Consider the following 18,709-nt stretch of genomic DNA (forward strand, 5'->3'; position numbering starts at 1 on the left):
GCTCCGGGAGCCCACGCGGAACGTATATCAGCGTTTCAACTTCGCGTCTTCGACGGCCAGCTGCTTGTTCTGCTCATCCAGCCAGGTCTTGAGCGGCGCGAAGTATTCCAGCATCGCGGTCGCATCCATCTTGTCCGACCCCGTCACGGCCTTCAGTGCTTCCGGCCACGGCTTGCTCGTACCCATCTCCAGCATCTGCTGGAACCTGGCGCCGGCCTTCTGGTTGCCGTAGATCGAGCAGCGGTACAGCGGTCCCGTGTCGCCCGCTTCCTTGCACAGCGCGCGGTGGAACTGGAACTGCAGCACATGGGCGAGGAAGTAGCGGGCATACGGCGTGTCGCTCGCGACGTGGAACTTCGCGCCGGCGTCGAAGCCGCCGTCCGCGATCGGTGCCGGACGGGATACGCCCTGGTACTGCTGCGTCAGCGCCCACCAGGCCTTGTCGTAGTCGGCCGGCTTGACCTGCCCGCCGTAGACCTGCCAGCGCCACTTGTCGACCTTGTACGCGAACGGCATGAACGCGATCTTCTGCAGCGCGGTGTACAGCAGCGGACCGATCTCCTGCTTCGGATCCGGGTCCGTCTTCATCAGGCCGACCTTCTTCAGGTAGGCCGGCGTGATCGACAGCGCGACGGTGTCGCCGATGGCTTCGTGGAAGCCGTCGTTGGCGCCGTTCTTGAACATGGGCGACTGGTTGCTGTACGCGAGGTCGTAGTACAGGTGGCCCAACTCGTGGTGGATGACGCGGAAGTCCTCGGCGGTCGGCGTGATGCACATCTTGACGCGCACGTCGTCCTTGCCGTCCAGGTCCCAGGCGGACGCGTGGCACACGACGTCGCGGTCGCGCGGCTTCGTCAGCAGCGAACGTTCCCAGAACGTGGCCGGCAGCTTGCGCATGCCCAGCGACGTGTAGAAGCCTTCGGCATAGCGCGTCATCTCGACGGCGCTCGTCTTGCGCTCTTCCAGCAGCGCCGTCAGGTCTTCACCCTTTTCGAGGCCGGCCGGCTTCAGGATCGGGTACAGGTTGTCCCAGCTCTGCGCCCACATATTGCCCAGCAGGTGGGCCGGGATCGGGCCGTCGGCCGGCACGACGTCCGGACCGTAGGCCTGGCGCAGCTTGTAGCGCGTGTACGTGTGCAGCGAGTCGTACAGGGGTTTCACCTGCTGCCACAGGCGCTCCATCTCGGCCGAGAAGGCATCCGGCGCCATGTCGTAACGCGAGCGCCACAGCGCGCCCGTGTCGGCATAACCCATCGCGCGGGCGCCCTTGTTCGACAGCTCGACGTACTTCGCATAATCCTGCTTGTACGCGGGCGACTGGGCGTGCCAGCCGAGCCAGACTTCCTTCAGGCGCGCGGGGTCGTGGCTCGTGGCCAGCACTTTTTCCAGTTCGCCCAGCGGCATGCAGTCCGGCTTTGCCGCGCCAGCAGCGGCCTCCGGACAGTATTTCGCCTTGCCGTACGCGCCCGTCATGCTGGCGGCCAGGCGCGCGTACGCGCCGCGGTCGTCGGCGTTCTCCAGCATCAGCGACTGCTGCATCAGCATCAGCTTGCGGGCGCTCGCTTCCGAGACCTTCAGGCCGTTGTAGCGGCGCGCCTTGAGGGCGATGTCGCCGCTCACGGTCAGGTATTGTTCGTTGGCCTGCGCGGTCAGCGTCTCGGTGTCGAGCGTGATGAAGTTCTCGGCCACCCACTCGGCGCGGCCGGCGTCGAGGCCCAGCTGGTCGAGCTTCTTTTCGGATTCGGCGACGAAGCGCTCTGCTTCGGCCACGGTCGGCTTGCCCTTGCTGCTGGCTGCCTTCGTTGCGGCATGGACCGGCGCTGCGAATAGCGCGCCGGCGCACATGGCGGCGACCAGCGCGCCGATCGGGCGGCGCTGGAGGATGGGACGCATGGTGTTCAAGGTTTCCCCTCTGTCGGATTGGAGTCGTTATGGGTATGGCCTGGTGGCCACCCCCAAGTATAAACTTTACGACGCGGCGACGGTATCGCTGGACCACGCGACGCTGCCCGCGCCGCCCATGAACAAGAGTTCTCCCGCCTGCGGCCCGCGCAGCCGGGTGCGGATCTCGCGCGGCGTCCACCGCCAGGGCTGGCCGCCCGCGGGGCTGTAGGCGAGGATGCGCACCTGCGTCTCGCCCTGCACCGAGGCGATCGCCACGCTGGAGACGCTGGCCGCGTCGCCGCGCTGCGCCTCGAGGTTCGCGAGCATGTGCGTGCCCGCCTGCTGCTCCGCTTCCGTGGCCTTGATCTTCGCGGAGACGTCGCCGATCGCCTTCAGCGCCGGGCCCACGTCCTGCGCCATCTTCTGGAACTGGCGCGCCTGCTCGGGCGTCAGGCCGATCTCGCCCTTGCGCACGCGCGTGGCCAGCATCAGGTAGCGGCGCACGTCCGGCTTGCCCGTCATCGCATCCTGCGCGGCCTTCAGCTGCGCGGCCAGGGTGGCGAACTGCGCGACGCGCTGCGTCACCGCCGCGATGACTTCGCCGATCTGCTGGCCTTCCTCGCGCAGCACGGCCACGAGCATCTCGCTCTGCTTGCGCGGCACCGTGCATTCCACCGTCACGCGCCGGCCCGCGAGCGCGCAGCCCTCGGCCATGTTCACGACGACTTCGTCGCCGACGATCTCGCAGTTGACGGCATGGTTGACCTCGACGCGCGTGCCCGCGATGACGCAGTTTTCCGCGCGCTCGACGACGATCCGGCCGTCTTCCGCGCACAGCACCGACGCCGACGCGACGCCGCGCACGTGGATGTCGCCGCGCGTATTGCGGGCGCTGCCACCCACGAGGTTCGCGCGCACATCGACCGTGCCGCCGCGCGACACGAGGCTGCCGAACACGTCGCCGTGCACGGTGATGCTGTCGGCCTCGATCACGCGCTTTTCCTGGACTTCGCCGAACTCCTCGTAGTCGCCGGTCAGGCTCAGGTTACCCGTCGTCTTGGCACTGACGCCGTCGCGGCTGACGACCTTGTCCTCGACCGAGATGCGACTCGTCTTCGCATCGACCATCAGGAACCCGGCCGCGCTGGACACGAGGAACTCGCCTTCCGGCGTGCGCTCCACCTTCGTGCCGGTGCCCGCATATGCCGGCAGGTCGACGTCGCGCCCCGGCTCGGGCGGCAGCGGTGCGCCGGACATCTCGAAGCCCATCGCGCCCGCCGTCGCCGGGACTTTCTTCAATAGGCGTACGCCGGCCTGGATCTGCGGGAAGCGGTTCTGGAAGCTGTTCAGGTCGAGGCGGCCGTTGCCCAGTTCGAGCGGCGCGTCGCTGCGGTGGAGGTCATCCGACACTTCGACGATGTGCGCATCCTCGCCCGGCACCGGATCAAGCTGGCGCGCGACCGTGACGCGGTCGGCCCTGGTGGATTCCAGCGCCGCGCGGATGGCCGGCAGGTCGAGGCCGAAGCGGATGCCCTTGATCCACACGTCGGCGATGAATTCGTCGAGATCGAGGCGGGTCTGGAAGCCGACGGCGTCGGGGTCGGCCGGGTCGGGCAGCCAGACGGGCTCGAAGTAATATTCCGCGTAGCCGCGTCCGATCTTGACGGCGCGGTACAGCGCACGGCGCGCCGGATCGAAGGTCTGGATGTCGGCCGCGAAGCGCACGAGCGTCGTGCCGTCCGGCCCTTGCGGCAGCTCGGGACCGTGGCCGAAGAGCGCCTTCATCAGCACGGGATAATCGATCCCGGTGAAGTAGTTCCCCGCGCGGTAGACGTTGTCGATGGCGGCCACCAGCGTGGTGCCGAGCACGGAGGGATCGGCATACACGCCGTCGTCGCGTTTGGCGATGCAATGCTCGGGACCGGTCGCGGCGATGCGGGTCGCCGTTACGGAAAGGTCTGTGGTCACGATACGCTCCGTGCGGTTGATGCCGCGGCATGGGCTGGGCCGCGGCAGAATCCGGCTAGCGTATCATGTTGTCACCTGAAAATAAACATCAAGCAACTAAGTTGATGCAAAGAAATTTCAGCGACGCTGCGGGTACAGGTCCATGCCCGCTTCATTGATCTGGCGGCGCAGGTCGCGCCGTTCGTCCGGCGTCATGCGGCTGCCGCGGCGCTCATGCTGCTGCTCGCGCTGCTCCTGCTGCTGGGCGCGGCGCTGTTCCTCGTAGGCGCGCATGTCGTCGCGCTGGTCGCGGTCCTGCGGAGGCAGGCGGAAACGCGAGAACTGCGGCTGCGATTGCGATTGCAAGTCACCCCGGTCGCCGCGGTCGTCCCGCCGGTCGCCGTGTTGCTGGGCAAACGCGCCGCCGGCTCCCAGCACCAGGGCGCACGCCAGCACAGCGCGGCGGGCCAGGCGGCCGGCCTTTTTCGCTGCGTGGTGATGTGTGAACGCACTGTTCATGGTGTTCCTCATTCGCGTTGCCGTGTCAGGAGTAAGCTGTGGTTTTGAGCTGTAGTGTAAGCTGCGATTCGATGAGGCCAGTGTATGAGGAATCGTCTTCGGGCATAAGGCGAATTGGGTAAAGTTTGTAACACAATGTAATGGCTCAACGATACCCCCTTGGCGTCGAGCCATAAGACGTTACCATAGCGACATTAATCTGACAAATCCGACAGAACGATGAATGCAACGAGCTCGAATGCCGGCACGGCCGGCGCGAATGGCGGCCACTCCGCCCGGATCATGGTCGTCGACGACGACGTGCGCCTGCGCGACCTGCTGCGCCGCTACCTGACCGAACAGGGCTTCCAGGTCGTGACGGCCGAAAGCGCGCCCGCGATGAACAAGCTGTGGCTGCGCGAGCGCTACGACCTGCTCGTGCTGGACCTGATGCTGCCCGGCGAAGACGGCCTGTCGATCTGCCGCCGCCTGCGCGGTGCCGGCGACCAGACCCCGATCATCATGCTGACCGCGAAAGGCGAGGACGTCGACCGCATCGTCGGCCTCGAGATGGGCGCCGACGACTACCTGCCGAAGCCCTTCAACCCGCGCGAGCTGGTGGCGCGCATCAACGCGGTCCTGCGCCGCAAGGGCCCGGACGAAATCCCCGGCGCGCCGAGCGAGACGCCGCAGACCTTCGAATTCGGCGACTTCGTGCTGGACCTCGGCACGCGCACGCTCAAGAAAAACGGCGAGACCGTGCCGCTGACCACGGGCGAGTTCTCGGTGCTGAAAGTGTTCGCGCGCCATGCGCGCCAGCCGCTGTCGCGCGAAAAGCTGATGGAACTGGCGCGCGGCCGCGAGTACGAAGTGTTCGACCGCTCGCTCGACGTGCAGATCTCGCGCCTGCGCAAGCTGATCGAGCCGGACCCGTCGAGCCCGCTGTACATCCAGACCGTATGGGGCCTGGGCTACGTATTCATTCCTGAAGGCCAGCCGCGCTAGTGTTCGCATCAACGTCGAAGGAACAGGCCATGCCGCGGATTTTCGGCAGGATGAAGAGTGGCCTGTTCTGGCGCACCTTCTTCCTGCTGTCCATGCTGACGGGCCTGTCGATGGCCTCGTGGATCGGCATGCTCAATGTCTTCCAGCGCGGCCCGCAGGTCGAGCAGACGGCCGAGCTGCTCGTCTCCGTCGTCACCATCACGAAGGCCGCGCTGACGCACTCCGCGCCCGACCTGCGGCGCGAGCTGCTGTTCGAGCTGGTGTCGAACGAGGGCATCCGCATCTACGACGTGAAGCCGACGGATACGGTCGAACCGCCGCCGCCGAATTCGCTGATGCCGGAAGTGGCCGCCCTCGTCCGCGACAAGCTGGGGCCGGACACGCGCTTCTCGCGCATGGTCAACGAGATCCCCGGCTTCTGGGTCAGCTTCGACATCGACGGCGACAAGTACTGGCTCATGCTCGAGCGCGACAAGCTGCCCGGCCTCACGCGCGTGCAGTGGCTCGGCTGGGCCACGGTGGTCGGCGTGCTGTCGCTGCTGGGCGCGGCACTGATCTCGAGCCTCGTCAACCTGCCGCTGGCGCGCCTGACGGCGGCCGCGCGCTCGATCGCCCAGGGCAAGCGCCCCACCCCGCTGCCGGAAAAAGGATCGCGCGAGATCATCGAGGCGAACCGCAGCTTCAACCAGATGGTCGACGACCTGCAGCAGCTCGAGAAGGACCGCGCCATCATCCTGGCCGGCATCTCGCACGACCTGCGCACGCCGCTTGCGCGCATGCAGCTGGAAGTGGAGATGGCGCCGCTGTCGGACGAAGCCCGCACCGGCATGCAGTCGGACATCGCCCAGATGGACGCCATCATCGGCCAATTCCTCGACTTCGCGCGCCCCACCGAAAGCGCGACGTTCGTGCCGGTGAACCTCTCGGAACTGCTGGAAGATTGCGCGCACGCGGCCGCCCGCCTGCCGGACGTGCGCACGACGACCGACATCGACGCGGACATCCACGTGATGGGCAACTCGACCGACCTGCGCCGCGTGATCAACAACGTGATCGAGAACGCGCGTCGCTACGGCAAGACGCCGGGCACGGACGTCACCGAGATCGACATGGCCCTGCACGTCAGGATGACGGGCCACGGCCGCCGCGCGGTCGTCGAGATCAACGACCACGGCACCGGCGTCCCGGACGACCAGATCGAGCAGCTGCTGCGGCCGTTCACCCGCCTGGACAGCGCCCGCGGCCAGGCCAACGGCGCGGGCCTGGGCCTCGCCATCGTCGAACGCGTGATCACCCGCCACAACGCCGAGCTCACCGTGCGCAACCGCGACGGCGGCGGCCTTGTGCTGCAGTTCGCGTTGCCGCTGGCCACCTGAGCATTCCCTTCCGGCATCATCAGTTGCGGCGTTAAGCGAACCGCCGCACGGTCGCGCCCGCAACGCGGCAGTACAGTCGGCCTACACCTACTTATGAGGAGGCCAAGATGAAAAAACTGCTCATTGCCGCTTTGGTTGCAGGTTCCTTCGGCAGCGTCGCGCTGCCGGCCGCCGCCGATGTCGTCATCCGCACTGCCCCGCCCCCACCGCGCGACGAACGCATCCCGGCCGCGCGCCACGGCTACGTGTGGGCGCCGGGCCATTGGGAATGGCGTCACGGCCGCTACGTCTGGACGAACGGCAAATGGCTGCGCGAGCGCCATGGCTACGCCTACCGCGCCCCGACCTGGGTCGAGCGCGACGGCCGCTGGGTGATGGAACGCGGCGGCTGGCGCCGCGGCGACCGTGACGGCGACGGCGTGCCGAACCGGTTCGACGATCATCCCAACAATCCGCGCCGGGACTGACGCAGCCGCAGCACCGCGCCCGGACAGGCTGGCCGGGCGCACCACAAAAAAGAAACCGCCCGCGCATTGCTGCGCCAGGCGGTAAATCCAAGTTTGCACTTGGAGGAGACAGAGGAGACACGCGCCCGAAGGCGCTGAATCAGGATGGCAAATTGGGACGGCGGCCGCGCCTGCAAGAGGGCAGGCGCATAAATTTTTTCCCGTCGACTTGTAGGCCCTGTCGCACAATCACTGCTAGACTGCCCGCCATGGATACCGACCTCCACCTGCGCACCTACGGCGCCGACATCGTCACCGACCGCCACGTGTTCGCCCAGCTGGTACTGCCCGTGAGCGGCGCCGTGCTGCTCGACATCGAAGGCCGCCGGGGACGGCTCGACCCGCTGCGCGCCGCCTGCGTCGCGCCGAACGCCTGGCATGCCCAGTGCGGCATCGGGACCAACCGGTCGCTGATCCTCGACGTCGAACCGGCCGCCATGTCGCACCCGGCCTGGGACCGCATGCTCGACCGCCCGTTCATGAGCCTCGGCCCGGGCGCGCGCAAGCTGGTCGAATTCATGGGCGTGATGCGTACGCAGGCCTTCGATCGCGGACTGCTGCGCGGCTGGGTCCCGCTGCTGCTCGACACCATCGCGCTGGACGCCCCCCGCCCCACCTCGCGCCTCGCCGCGCTCATGGCCAGCGTCGAAGCGGAGCCCGGCCTCGCCTGGACGACGGATTCGATGGCGCGCCGTGCGGGCCTGTCCGTCAGCCGCCTGCACGCCCTGTTCCGCACGGAACTGGATACGAGCCCGCACGCGTGGCTGCGCGACGTCCGCCTGGCACGCGCACAGGCGTGGCTGGGGGACACGTCGCGCTCCATCGCCGACATCGCGCTGGCGGCAGGCTTTTCGGACCAGAGCGCGCTGACGCGGGCGCTCAGGGACGTGACGGGGATGACGCCTGGGGCGTATCGGCGGGCGAATCGGCATGGCTGAGCGTGTGATGTCTTGCGCACGGCTCGTTGCGGTCGTGGCCGGCCTTGGCTGCAGTTCGTCCGTGCTGGCGGAACCCGTGCCGTTTGCCGGACGCTGGCTCGCGGACGATCAGGCGGGATCGCCCTACACGACGCTTACCGTGAAGGGCGACACCATCGCCTGGCATGGGCGGGACAAGTCGGTGACCAAGTGCATGCGCCGATTCGCGGTACAACAGGAAAAGCCGGGAACGGTGTACGTGAACGCGCGCGGCACGAAGTTCATCGCGGGGGCCAAGGGCAGCATACCGACCTATCTGCTCCAGCTGGATGGCGGTACGTGCGGCAGCGGTGGCTCGGCGGTGCGGATCAATTATCCGTTGATCTACGATACCCAGCATATCGAATTGATCGAGTATGCCGCCGGGAAGCCCATCGGGGCACAGCGGTTTCATCGCAAGAAATGAAAGCTGCTGGCCGAAGACTGACCTTTCGCCCGAAGCGGACGCTAAGGTGAAACCGGATCGCCAGCATGATAGCCCAGCGTCTCGGCACTGACGAGCGTAGTGGACGTCGGGAGTTTTACGCCCAGGTTCAGGAGTGGGATCAGAATTTGGTAGTCGACCGCTTCGCAATCGGTATCGGGTTTGCATATCCGGGCACGAACGATGCGAATACAGGTATTGGATGGGCTTGTTGCGCTGCCGTAAGGATTTGTCAGGCAGTTGTGACGGTTCTGGCCGGGGCTGCCGGGCATGGATCCGGCCGAGATGGGTTCGTAAGTCGTCGTCGCGCCCTGTGTGAGGTACAAGTAGTCGATGCGAATGTGCTGGTCAGTGATGGGGGCACCGAATGGAAGTTCTCCCGGGGAATCTCGAAAAATCGCGTGCTGCTTTGCAAGATCCAATTCGGTGGTTTCGCGCCAGTCGATATTGGCGGCGGCCCTCGCTGCCCTCCGGGTGACCTCGGCGAGTGTGTTGTACATATACATGATCCGGGCGAACTCTATGGTGCCGAATACCACCGTGAAAAACAGAAGCGCGACAAGCGCAAATTCAACTGCCGCCACACCGCTTTGTGCAGCCCACCGCGGGGGCCGAATTGATAATCTCCTCACCTCAGCCCCCTACATAGTCCGTTGCCATGACCGCCCTGAGAATGATTGGCCCTCCATCGGTAAATAGTTCTGTAAATGGATCGAAGAACGGGTCGGAAACGGAAACGGTGACGCGTACCGACACCTTCTTCGGGACGTCGTAGCCGTAGCAAAGGTCCCAGTACGGGGTCGGACTACCTACGTAACACAGGGCCGTAGCGCTGATGCCCCCGCCAGGGTTCAGTTCTGCGAGCTCATCCATTGCGATTTTCTGTGCCACCACGGCAACCGGTACCACGGGGCCGGCTGACGATGGCGCGATTTCCCGCAAAGTTGTCGCCGCCAGGAACCTGGCGCCGTCATGCGCGGCCTTTTGCGCGACGGTGTAGCACCAGAAAACCCGGGCAAAGAACAACACGCCACTTATCAGGAGCAGGAGAATGGGAAGTACGATTGCGCACTCGACGGCAACGCTGCCTCTCTTGCGCAAGGACGGTTTTCGAATCGGTGCGCTCATTGATAGATCTCCACTGGCCCGCCCAGCTGATCGTCAGTCACAAGGCCGCCGAACTCCGCGTAGATGGAGCCGGAATCGGCCGGTATGGTCATCAAGAATTTCCCGATCCCAAGCACCGTCGCGGTAGAGCCGGTGACCGGACACGAAAGCAGGGGTAGGTTCAGGACCCGTCTATTCTTGGCGCCGGGCCGGCGCGCCACTGTTGGTGGAGTCTGAAAATATGAGCTGCCACTGGTCGTGAGATAAGGTGTCGAGCCCGGATAGGTCCCAACCGACGAAGCCGAGCCGTACAACTTGCTCCAGATGAGTGAAGTTGCATTGAAGGACGTATAGCCCCCGGCGGGTTCCGGTGCGGCAGGATCTGCAACGGACGACCAGGGAACCGCGCGGGCAAAAGACCAGAGCGCTCCGTAATCCACCGCAGTCGGGTAATTCGTCGGCCCGATCTCGGCAACCGTCTGCAGCTTTGCGCTAGTCGAGGTATCCGTTTTTGCAACCTGGACTGTAGCCTTCGTGGACATCCAGCTCACGCCAGCAAACGCGTATTGCTTGACATTGCTGTCCGGCGGCGAGGTGTTGACGTCGCAGGTCCCTGAATAAGGGTCGAATCGGGAGTTGAGATGACTGTAGTACGTACCAATCGGAAATGGGCTCTGGACGGCGACCGTCGCACCCGTCACTTTCGCGACGGCCATCGTTCCCGTGCAGATATACGGCTCGTAAATCGATTGATTGAAATTGGTTGTAGCGCCGCCTGCCAATGAAACCGGGTCGACCTGGAAACTCATTGCTGTCGGCCCGTTCGGATTGAGGTTCATGAGGTTATAGCCGACACCGCGGCGAAAACCGTACTCGGCCAGTTCGTCGTATTGGGTCCCGTTCGCGTTCTGGCGCCTTGCCCTCGCCGTGGGAGACATGGCGCAAATGGCCAGCGGCGTAACCTGGAGGCGCGCCTTGCCTGCAATGGTAACGTGGCCGATTTCGACGGAACCGAAAGATGAGGACAGTATGGGAGCGAAGAACATGTCGACTTTTCCGTAATGTCCGCTCAGCAGCTCGGTGTCCACTTTTACGAAGACCAGCCCGGCTGGAGCAGCTGCCGCCTCTCCATCGGATTTCCAGCCCGTGTTGTCGTCAGGTGAAGCCCCGAATTTTATCGCGGCATTTTCCCAAGTAATATTGTTCAGATAGTCGTACCTGGGACCATTCGCCGGGTCTTCCACGACGCCCTGCGCAGCAGCCAGCGCCGCGCTGATTCCAGTGCTTGTTCCATCCAGTTTTTTTGCTGCGGCGATCGCAACTGCGTCAGCCAAGGTCTGCATTTCCACTTTACGGTTGTAAATCCGCGAGAAATCAAGAGCAAGCATAAAAAAGCCAAAAATTACGGGCAGAAGTACGGCGGTCATGATGGCGATTGCGCCAGTTTCCCGATTTATGCCGTGACCGGAACAAGAGAATGACCAGCCTGTCAGGAAAGGGGAATTCCGATCGAGCATGGGCATCTTTTCTTTCATCTCGTTCCTCCTTCATCTGGCGATTTTTGCGACAGATCAATTAAATAGAGTCACGGTAAATTTTAAGGTTGAGCAACACTGTGGCATTGATTCCCAGCAATCTCGATTGGGATGCGGAGAACGTACAACACTGTCTGCGCCCAGGCAGCGAGCCAGCGGGGCATTGAACAACCAGGACGTTCTGAGGCCTCAAATGGTCTGGCAACGACTGAGCCACATCAACTTTAGGCAGGCGCTTGCTTGAGGCAAATTTCTCGGACGAGCAGACTAGACATTTCCTGTGATTCACAAACGTCGAACCCGTCGCCCATTGACTTTGGAAAGCCATCATCATGGTTCGCAGAACAATCGACTCGGCAACGGCAAACCTGACGTTCAGTGTATTTTTCTGCTCGATCCTTGGTTGGAGCGTGCTTGAAATCCTGCTTTTGCAGCGCGGCGGGGGAATACGCTTGCATCTCGCGGTCATATTCATCGGCTGCATTATTTCTTCCCTCGCACTACGCAGGTGCAGGACATGGTGGCCTGGATTCGGCAGTATCACTCCCGGCACCCAGGCTGCATCACGTGGCTATAGCGCCGGAGATATATTGCCGTGCCTGGCATTGGCAGTGATCGGGGGGCTTTGGGGGCTGTCCATAAAATCCGGTTCCTGCACCCTTTTCATGTTCTGCATAGCTGGACTGATCTTTTTCCCTTGGTCCAGGATCAGCTTCTGCCTGCGGCACTTCTTCGTATCCAGCGCAGTGTTGGTCCTGGGCGCCGGCGCGGCCCTGGTGTCCGGAGGCGTCCTGGCGCCTGCTGGGAATCCAGTGGCCCTGTTGCCCTACATGCTAGACGCATGGGCACTCTGGGTTATCGCCGTTTCGCTAGTGGCGCTGACTTATCGGAACGGCTTCAAACGTAAGACATGACAGACTGAGCCTCCAATTTCGATGATTTTTTGTTATTATTAATCATCGACACATCTTTTGGCGGCCATGGCTCTCGTGATTCACCCTGATCGACGCTCGGGAGATCGACGTACCGATGGCGTCACCGCAAAAATCCTGCGCACCATGTTCGCCATGCGGCGCAGTTTCGGCAACGCCGCCGCGAAAAATCTACTCTTGCGAAATGGCCTCGACGAGGCGCTGGTCGAGCGCGTGCTGGCCATTCCCGAGGAGCGCCGCGCGGAGCGACGTCGTACCGATGAAGCGCCGTCTGCGTCCGCGGCCCCGCATCCAGCGTCGACCGACGACGACGAACCGGTCACGCTCGACTCGGCAGCGATGGCGATCCTGCACCGTCTTCGCTTTGAAGCGGACACCGGCATGCACAGGATGACGATTGCCGAGTGTCCCGTTGAATTGCGACGGTTTGGCCTGATTCAGCTGGATGACGACGGCAAGCCCGTGATCACCGTGAAAGGGCGGCAGGCGCTGAAGCATTATGCCTGCGTGCGTGCGCTCAACAGCATTCAATGCGGCCTCGAAGCGCCCATGATGAGCGAGGAAATCCGGATCTGGCTGGAATCGAATTTGTTTTTGCAGCGTATCGGCAACGACTACCAGATCACGGAGCTCGGCAATAGCTGGCTCGAATTCAACCGGTCGATTTCGCAGAATCGGGCAGTGCTCTAGCGCGCAAAACAGGCATCGAGAGACGCGGTCAATTCGCCAGTAGTTCCAGCCAAGACACCCTGCCGCCCTCCCCCGACAATGGATGCTTTCCGCATCTGGAGCATCCCGTGAGCACGCACAAAACCCTCCTCGGCATCGCGGCCGGCATCGTCGCCGGCGCGTTCTGGGGACTCGTCTTCCTGGCCCCCAAGCTGGCCGCCGATTTTCCGCCGCTGCAGCTGTCCGCCGGGCGCTATCTCGCCTACGGGCTCGTCGCCGCCGTGCTCGTCGCGCCGTCGTGGCGCCGGCTGAAGGCCGCGCTCGGGTGGCGCGAATGGCGGGCGCTCGCGTGGCTCAGTTTCATCGGCAATATCCTTTACTACGTGTTGCTGGCCAAGGCCGTGCAGACGGGCGGCGTCGCGATGACGGCCTTCGTGATCGGCCTGCTGCCGCTCGCCGTCACGCTCGTCGGCAGCCGCGAGCGCCATTCTCCGACACTGCGCGACCTGCTGCCCTCGCTGGCCTGCAGCACGGCGGGGCTCGTCTGCATCAGCTCGCAATCGCTTGCCACCTCCGGCTGGGGCTCCCTGACGGGCTTGCTGTGCGCCGGTGGCGCGCTCGTGTCGTGGACGACGTATGCCGTCAGCAACAGCCGCTGGCTCGCGCGACTGGCCCACGTGTCGGCGCAGGACTGGAGCCTGTTGACGGGCGTCGTCACGGGCCTCGAGGCGATCGTGCTGGCGGTGCCCGCGTTTTATGGCGACACGCTCGTCCACACGAACGCGGACTGGCTGCGCTTCGCCGGTCTCATCGGCGCGATGGCGCTGTTCTGTTCCGTGCTCGGCAATGGACTGTGGAACGTGGCCAGCCGCGCGCTGCCGCTCACGCTCACGGGGCAGATGATCGTGTTCGAGACCATCTTCGCGTCGCTGTACGGCTACCTGTGGGAAGGCCGCTGGCCGACGCCGCTCGAAGCGGCCGCGCTGGTGCTGCTGGTCGCGGGAGTTGTCCTGTGCACGCGGGCACATCGCGAAGAAACGCGCGCCACGACGGCGCTGGAGGCCGACATGCGCACTGGGTGAAGCACCGAACAGAGGCAGGCGGCCGCGCCGGGCACGATGGGAACCTGACACAGGAGAACACCATGAAACGCCCAGTTAGACTGCTGAGCATGATCGCCGCCGCGGTACTGGCGGTACCGGCATGGGCCGGCGAGATCGTTAAATGTGTGGACAGCAATGGCCACGTCACGCTGACCGACCAGCCCTGCGCGTCCGGTTCCGTCTCGACGCCCGTGTCGCGCGACACCGGCCCTCTGCCGCCGCAGCGCCACGTGCTGCCCGCGGGCGAGCTGCCGCGCGTGACGTGGAAACGGCCGAATCTCGCGGCGCCCGTGAAGCTGGCGCGCGACATCGCCACGCTGAAGGAAGCGCGGCGCATGCTCATGCTGCAGGATGCGCGCCCGCGCCTGGCCGGTTTGAATTAAAACAGGTGCTCGTCGTACGGGGCAAACCCGCGCAGGTCCGACTCGTTGGCCGAGCTGCCCAGCGTGCGCACGAGCTGCAGTACGTCCTCGCCCTGGATGAAACTCGCCGATGAACTTGCCGCGAGCAGCTTTTCCGGCAGCTGCGAACGCGCCACCGCATAGCCCTGCACGTAGTCGACGCCGATTTCCGCCAGCGTGCGGATCGTGGCCGCGTCCTCGGCCCACTCCGCGATCGTGCGCATGCCCAGGTTGCCGGCCAGGCTGACGATCGCTTCCACGATGGCCACGTTGGCCGGGTGCGCGTTGATGTTGACGATGAAGTTGCCGTCGATCTTGAGCACGTCCGCCGGCAGCTCCTTCAGGTACGAGAACGACGTGTAGCCCGCGCCGAAATCGTCGAGCGCCACCTTCACGCCGAAGTTGCGCACCTGGTCGATGAAGCGGCGCGTGTTGTCCAGGTCGTGCAGCGCCACGCTTTCCGTGATCTCCATGCACAGGCGGCTCGCCACGTGCGTGTAGCGGGCCAGGACTTCCAGCGTGTCCTGCACGAAGCGCTCGTCGTTGAGCGACGCGCCGGACAGGTTCATGCACACGAAGCGCGTATTGGTCAGCGATTCCAGGTTGTCCTCGATCCACGACAGCGTCGTCGACAGCACCCAGCGGTCGATCACGCCCGCGCGCCCGCTCTTCTCGGCGGCAGCGATCAGCGGGCCGGCCGGGGCCACGCGGCCATCCGCCTCGCGCATGCGCAGCAGCACCTCGAAGTTCAGCGATTCGTACGGCGCGGAGAGCGACATGATCGGCTGCATCTCGAGGAACATGCCCTCGGTCGCGTCCGGACCGGACAGGCGCGCGACGAGGTTCAATTCGTTGGTGCGCTCCTGGAACGCGTTCGAACCGCGTTCGTACACGACGAGGCCTTCGTGGTGCCCGCCCTTCGCCTCGCGGCAGGCGCGGTCCGCGGTGGAGACGGCATCCTTCATCGGCATGCCCGGCGACACCTCGATCAGGCCGACGGAGCCGCGCACGTGGAACGCCTTGTCGCCCACGCGGTACGGCGTGCCGCCGATGCGGTCGACGATGCCGCGGCAGATCAGCGACGCCAGCGGGATCGCGGTATCCGGCATGACGATGACGAATTCGTCACCGCCCACGCGGCCGATCTTCTGGCCGCCGGCCAGGGTCAGTTCCATGCGTTCGCACACCTGCTTCAGGACTTCGTCGCCGGCCGCGTGGCCGAACAGGTCGTTGATCAGTTTAAAACGGTCGAGATCGATGTAGGCCAGCGCCAGCGGCTTGCCCGCGTTGAGCAGCTGGGCCGCGCCCTCGAACATCTTTTCGATGCCGCGCCGGTTGAAGACTTTCGTCAGCGGGTCGTTGTTGGCCATGAAGCGCAGTTGCTCGGTGGCCTGGTATTGCTCGGTGACGTCCTGCAGCACCGCCTCCACGCGGCCGCGCGCGAGCGTGGCGCTGACCATGAAGCGCTGGGCGCCGTCGCGGCTGGCGATCTGCATCTCGGCGTCGCTGCGCAGGTGCACTTGCTCCAGCAATTCCGACCACAGGCTGTCGGCGAAGAATTGCTTCCACGACGTGCGGCCAGGGACAATCTCGGTGATACCCAGCATCTTGCGCATGGCCGGGTTGGCGCTCACGATATTGCCGTACATATCCAGCGTGAACAGGCCGACGGGCATCGCCTCGTAGGCATGTTCCAGCTTTTCCTGCGCTTCGCGGCGCTTCTGCGTTTCCATGCGCATCTGCTCGGCGACGGCCAGCGCGGCCAGCAGGCTCGACGCGAGCGCCGCCGTCACGCTGTTGATCACGTTCAGCACCTGGTGCATGCCGAGCGCCGCCGACACGACCTCGGCCAGCGAGGCGACATAGGTCAGCGCGAACGAGGCCGCGAACCAGCCCGCCACGCGGTTGCGCGAACGGATGATGATCGTGATGAGGCCCAGCGTCATCAGCGTGAAGCCGAAGGCCATGATAACCCACAGCATCGGCAGGAACGTCCCGTACGGCATGGTGACGGCACCGATGAGCAGCGGGATGCACGCCCATTGCGTGATGCGCAGCGGGATCGCCCAGCGCGTCTTGACGAGCTCTTCGCGGAACAGGGCCTGGTACAGCGTGAGCGTGGACACGCCGTACAACGCGATCGTCAGCGAGCGGCCCAGCAGCATCCATTGCGGCGGCACGGTCATGCCCAGCCACTGGATGTCCCAGCCGGCCGACAGTCCGGCGATGCGCAGGTTCAGCAGCAGCCAGCCGGAAAACAATACGTACAGAGGCTGGCGGTTGATGAGCGCCGTGATCAGGACGAACAGCGACAGCACGATCATGCCGCCGTCGAGCAGGCCCGACTTGCGGTGGTACCCCTCGACGGACAGGTCGAACTGGGTCTCCGGCCATTGCACGACGTTCACGCGCGCGGGGCCGGCGAAGGTGCCGCGGCACAGGATCTCGCGCGGCAGATCGGTGAGTTGCAGGGCGAAGCCCGCCTTGGACGAATGCAGATAGGGCGTGCCCTGCTCGCGCGTGGCCATGCCGAGCAGTTGCAGGGTGGCGGCGTCCCAGCAGGAAATATCGACCGCGTGGCGCGACGGGAATTCGATGACGTCGCCGACGATGCTGCCGGGCGCGCGCGGACGCGTGCTGAAGCGGAACCACACGGGCGCTTCGGACAGGTGGGTGTCGAAGTACGACACCGGAACGGCGGCATGCAGGCGGGCGTTGGCCGCGGGCGGGCTCAGCGGAGCCGTTTCCTTCAGGACGCGGATGTCGCGCGCATCGCTGCTGCCCGACACGTACTGGCTGTCCCAGCACACGAGGGCGACGATGGAAACGACACCGATCACGATCGGAATCAGATAATAGGCGAACGCCTTGAACGTCAGGTCCAGCGCGGACTGCGCCATGCCCGGCAGTTTCCAGCGACCGGATGATGTGAATTGCATGAGTATCTGCGAAGCTCGTATCGCGGCCCGTGGGCGCGGGCGGCCGTTATCGTTTCGCAAGGATACAGCTTTACAGTAGTGCCGTCATGCAATTAATGGATCAGGCAACAAGTTCATGCCATTCCGATGCCTGCATTACAACACCCATCCTGCCCGCATTGGGTAACGGCGGCCGCACACCGGCATGGCCCCGGACATCGATGTCCGGGTGGTGCGTGTGGCAGAAGAAGTTCAGCAGCGGGTGCTGCGCGGCCGTCCAGCGCTCCTCGATCGTCGTGATGTCGAACGCCATGATCCGGTGCGGAATATTGCCCACGTGGCGCAGCGGGACAAAGCCCAGTTCCGGGAACACGTCGACGAAAGTCAGCTGTTCGTACTGGCGGTCGATCGGCGCGCGGCCCGTCGCCAGGGCCCAGTGGATGCCGTTCTGCTGGCAATACATGACGCCGGCCTTCAGCAGCGCGGTCTTGACCATGCGGCCGATGCGGCCGTTGTCCACGCCCAGGCGGCTCATCTCGGCCAGCGGCTGGCCACGCAGCCAGTCGGGGAGCTCGACGGACTCTTCGACATGCAGCGGCTCGTACAGGTTCGTCTGCATGCGGGCCGTGCCCAGCGGGGCGCCGTCCAGCTTGGATTCGGCGAGGAAAACGATTGCGTCGTCGCCGTAGTCGGCAGATTCGGGCTTGACGAGCTGCCGCGCGAAGTCCGGGACGTGGCGAGCATACGCCGCGTGACGCACGCGGACGGCTTTCCACAAGTCGGCCTCGTTGTCCACGCGGCGGATGGTGAAGGGCAGGCGTTCGGTCGGCTTGCCCACGCCGGCGGCGGGGCCTGAAACGGCGGGGCGAAGAACGCCGGGGTGGCGCATTTCCATGTTGACTCCTGTGTTGATGTTCAGAAACGGATGTTTTGAACTTTATCAACGTTGCAGGGGTTAACAAATTGTCGAAAAAGCGTGTCTTTTGCCCCTATTTCAATTTTCAATAAATCATGATCAATTTCATTAGTCTTTCACCAACATTCTTGCCGTCCCGCTAACGCGGATCGAACCACCCGGTTCCGGACCGATTTCGGCATGCAATAACGACCGCATCCCCATGTCTTCGCCCTGCACGACGTCGATCGCGCCGCCGTGCGGCCAGCCGAGGTCGCGCAGGTAGCCGGCCAGTGCGGCCGTGCCCGCGCCCGTGGCCGGGTCCTCGTAGACGCCGCCGATCGCGAATGGATTGCGGGTATGAAAACGCCGCGGGGACTCCACCCAGGCCAGCACGATCGTCGTCAGGCCGTGCTTCTCCATCAGCGCGCGGCCCGCCTCCAGGTCGTAGCGCATGGCGGCCAGCAGGTCGCGGCTGGCCAGCCCCCGCCCGGGCTGGGTGATCGCTGGTATAGAAAAAATGACCAGCCGG

18 protein-coding genes are annotated in these 18,709 nt (G+C 64.6%); 9 read left to right on the top strand and 9 right to left on the bottom strand.

Translation table 11 applies throughout. The features are described from left to right. Nucleotides 1-27: 27 nt before the first annotated feature. The 3 genes from ACEN88_RS03625 to ACEN88_RS03635 all read right to left on the bottom strand — a co-directional run bounded on the left by ACEN88_RS03625 (nucleotide 28) and on the right by ACEN88_RS03635 (nucleotide 4,350). Complete coding sequence (locus ACEN88_RS03625) at nucleotides 28-1,893, bottom strand: M2 family metallopeptidase (protein WP_413337436.1); 1,866 nt, start codon at nucleotides 1,891-1,893, stop codon at nucleotides 28-30. Nucleotides 1,894-1,968: 75 nt separating this feature from the next. After that, nucleotides 1,969-3,852 (bottom strand): flagellar assembly protein A, encoded by a 1,884-nt coding sequence (locus ACEN88_RS03630; protein ID WP_413337437.1) that lies wholly within the window; start codon nucleotides 3,850-3,852, stop codon nucleotides 1,969-1,971. Nucleotides 3,853-3,969: 117 nt separating this feature from the next. Continuing rightward, a complete protein-coding gene (locus ACEN88_RS03635) occupies nucleotides 3,970-4,350 on the bottom strand; it encodes a hypothetical protein (RefSeq protein WP_413337438.1) in 381 nt (126 codons plus the stop codon). Between the two features lie 219 nt (nucleotides 4,351-4,569). Between ACEN88_RS03635 and ompR the strand changes: the two genes are divergently transcribed. From ompR to ACEN88_RS03660, 5 genes are all read left to right on the top strand, one after another. Beyond that, on the top strand, nucleotides 4,570-5,334 hold the full coding sequence (ompR, locus tag ACEN88_RS03640) for a two-component system response regulator OmpR (protein ID WP_056137191.1): 765 nt from the start codon (nucleotides 4,570-4,572) through the stop codon (nucleotides 5,332-5,334). 29 nt (nucleotides 5,335-5,363) lie between these two features. After that, a complete protein-coding gene (locus ACEN88_RS03645; protein WP_413337439.1) occupies nucleotides 5,364-6,710 on the top strand; it encodes an ATP-binding protein in 1,347 nt (448 codons plus the stop codon). Between the two features lie 107 nt (nucleotides 6,711-6,817). Then, nucleotides 6,818-7,177: a YXWGXW repeat-containing protein gene (locus ACEN88_RS03650; RefSeq protein WP_413337440.1), complete on the top strand. Its 360-nt coding sequence runs from the start codon at nucleotides 6,818-6,820 to the stop codon at nucleotides 7,175-7,177. 248 nt (nucleotides 7,178-7,425) lie between these two features. Beyond that, nucleotides 7,426-8,154, top strand: a complete 729-nt coding sequence (locus ACEN88_RS03655; protein ID WP_413337441.1) for an AraC family transcriptional regulator — start codon at nucleotides 7,426-7,428, stop codon at nucleotides 8,152-8,154. Next, nucleotides 8,147-8,599: a hypothetical protein gene (locus ACEN88_RS03660; RefSeq protein WP_413337442.1), complete on the top strand. Its 453-nt coding sequence runs from the start codon at nucleotides 8,147-8,149 to the stop codon at nucleotides 8,597-8,599. The genes ACEN88_RS03655 and ACEN88_RS03660 overlap by 8 nt, the downstream gene beginning before the upstream one ends. Before the next feature lie 41 nt (nucleotides 8,600-8,640). Here ACEN88_RS03660 and ACEN88_RS03665 read toward each other — a convergent pair whose 3' ends face one another. From ACEN88_RS03665 to ACEN88_RS03675, 3 genes are read right to left on the bottom strand one after another with little or no spacing between them, the layout of a single operon-like run. Beyond that, nucleotides 8,641-9,201, bottom strand: a complete 561-nt coding sequence (locus ACEN88_RS03665) for a TadE family protein (protein WP_413337443.1) — start codon at nucleotides 9,199-9,201, stop codon at nucleotides 8,641-8,643. Nucleotides 9,202-9,250: 49 nt separating this feature from the next. Further along, nucleotides 9,251-9,745: a TadE/TadG family type IV pilus assembly protein gene (locus ACEN88_RS03670; RefSeq protein ID WP_413337444.1), complete on the bottom strand. Its 495-nt coding sequence runs from the start codon at nucleotides 9,743-9,745 to the stop codon at nucleotides 9,251-9,253. Next, nucleotides 9,742-11,259 carry a TadE/TadG family type IV pilus assembly protein gene (locus ACEN88_RS03675; RefSeq protein ID WP_413337445.1) on the bottom strand — a complete coding sequence of 506 codons (1,518 nt, stop codon included), beginning with the start codon at nucleotides 11,257-11,259 and terminating at the stop codon, nucleotides 9,742-9,744. Before ACEN88_RS03675 ends, ACEN88_RS03670 begins: the two co-directional genes overlap by 4 nt. A 332-nt stretch (nucleotides 11,260-11,591) precedes the next feature. Between ACEN88_RS03675 and ACEN88_RS03680 the strand changes: the two genes are divergently transcribed. The 4 genes from ACEN88_RS03680 to ACEN88_RS03695 all read left to right on the top strand — a co-directional run bounded on the left by ACEN88_RS03680 (nucleotide 11,592) and on the right by ACEN88_RS03695 (nucleotide 14,346). Continuing rightward, entirely contained in the window at nucleotides 11,592-12,173 is a 582-nt protein-coding gene (locus tag ACEN88_RS03680) for a hypothetical protein (RefSeq protein WP_413337446.1), read from the top strand. Nucleotides 12,174-12,239: 66 nt separating this feature from the next. After that, nucleotides 12,240-12,881 (top strand): hypothetical protein, encoded by a 642-nt coding sequence (locus tag ACEN88_RS03685; protein WP_413337447.1) that lies wholly within the window; start codon nucleotides 12,240-12,242, stop codon nucleotides 12,879-12,881. Nucleotides 12,882-12,988: 107 nt separating this feature from the next. Then, entirely contained in the window at nucleotides 12,989-13,942 is a 954-nt protein-coding gene (locus tag ACEN88_RS03690; protein ID WP_413337448.1) for a DMT family transporter, read from the top strand. Between the two features lie 62 nt (nucleotides 13,943-14,004). Beyond that, nucleotides 14,005-14,346 (top strand): DUF4124 domain-containing protein, encoded by a 342-nt coding sequence (locus ACEN88_RS03695; RefSeq protein WP_413337449.1) that lies wholly within the window; start codon nucleotides 14,005-14,007, stop codon nucleotides 14,344-14,346. On the opposite strand, the gene ACEN88_RS03700 is transcribed toward ACEN88_RS03695, so the two are convergent. The 3 genes from ACEN88_RS03700 to ACEN88_RS03710 form a co-directional block, all read right to left on the bottom strand. Then, nucleotides 14,343-17,303: a putative bifunctional diguanylate cyclase/phosphodiesterase gene (locus ACEN88_RS03700; protein ID WP_413337450.1), complete on the bottom strand. Its 2,961-nt coding sequence runs from the start codon at nucleotides 17,301-17,303 to the stop codon at nucleotides 14,343-14,345. The two genes, ACEN88_RS03695 and ACEN88_RS03700, sit on opposite strands and share 4 nt — an antisense overlap. Before the next feature lie 100 nt (nucleotides 17,304-17,403). Beyond that, the gene (locus ACEN88_RS03705) at nucleotides 17,404-18,177 is read right to left on the bottom strand and encodes a hypothetical protein (RefSeq protein WP_413337451.1); all 774 of its coding nucleotides are present in this window, start codon (nucleotides 18,175-18,177) and stop codon (nucleotides 17,404-17,406) included. 129 nt (nucleotides 18,178-18,306) lie between these two features. Continuing rightward, nucleotides 18,307-18,709 (bottom strand): PhzF family phenazine biosynthesis protein (locus ACEN88_RS03710; RefSeq protein WP_413337452.1); only part of this gene is annotated, 403 nt, incomplete at its 5' end.

The sequence above is a fragment of the Massilia sp. CT11-108 genome, assembly GCF_047302915.1.
Lineage (GTDB): Bacteria > Pseudomonadota > Gammaproteobacteria > Burkholderiales > Burkholderiaceae_D > Telluria > Telluria orientalis.

Coding starts and splice junctions, on each gene's coding strand:
- ACEN88_RS03670 (WP_413337444.1), bottom strand. CDS start 9,745: ATGAGCGCACCGATTCGAAAACCGTCCTTGCGCAAGAGAGGCAGCGTT.
- ACEN88_RS03660 (WP_413337442.1), top strand. CDS start 8,147: ATGGCTGAGCGTGTGATGTCTTGCGCACGGCTCGTTGCGGTCGTGGCC.
- ACEN88_RS03705 (WP_413337451.1), bottom strand. CDS start 18,177: ATGGAAATGCGCCACCCCGGCGTTCTTCGCCCCGCCGTTTCAGGCCCC.
- ACEN88_RS03700 (WP_413337450.1), bottom strand. CDS start 17,303: ATGCAATTCACATCATCCGGTCGCTGGAAACTGCCGGGCATGGCGCAG.
- ACEN88_RS03655 (WP_413337441.1), top strand. CDS start 7,426: ATGGATACCGACCTCCACCTGCGCACCTACGGCGCCGACATCGTCACC.
- ACEN88_RS03650 (WP_413337440.1), top strand. CDS start 6,818: ATGAAAAAACTGCTCATTGCCGCTTTGGTTGCAGGTTCCTTCGGCAGC.
- ACEN88_RS03695 (WP_413337449.1), top strand. CDS start 14,005: ATGAAACGCCCAGTTAGACTGCTGAGCATGATCGCCGCCGCGGTACTG.
- ACEN88_RS03675 (WP_413337445.1), bottom strand. CDS start 11,259: ATGAAAGAAAAGATGCCCATGCTCGATCGGAATTCCCCTTTCCTGACA.
- ACEN88_RS03635 (WP_413337438.1), bottom strand. CDS start 4,350: ATGAACAGTGCGTTCACACATCACCACGCAGCGAAAAAGGCCGGCCGC.
- ACEN88_RS03685 (WP_413337447.1), top strand. CDS start 12,240: ATGGCTCTCGTGATTCACCCTGATCGACGCTCGGGAGATCGACGTACC.
- ACEN88_RS03625 (WP_413337436.1), bottom strand. CDS start 1,893: ATGCGTCCCATCCTCCAGCGCCGCCCGATCGGCGCGCTGGTCGCCGCC.
- ompR (WP_056137191.1), top strand. CDS start 4,570: ATGAATGCAACGAGCTCGAATGCCGGCACGGCCGGCGCGAATGGCGGC.
- ACEN88_RS03645 (WP_413337439.1), top strand. CDS start 5,364: ATGCCGCGGATTTTCGGCAGGATGAAGAGTGGCCTGTTCTGGCGCACC.
- ACEN88_RS03680 (WP_413337446.1), top strand. CDS start 11,592: ATGGTTCGCAGAACAATCGACTCGGCAACGGCAAACCTGACGTTCAGT.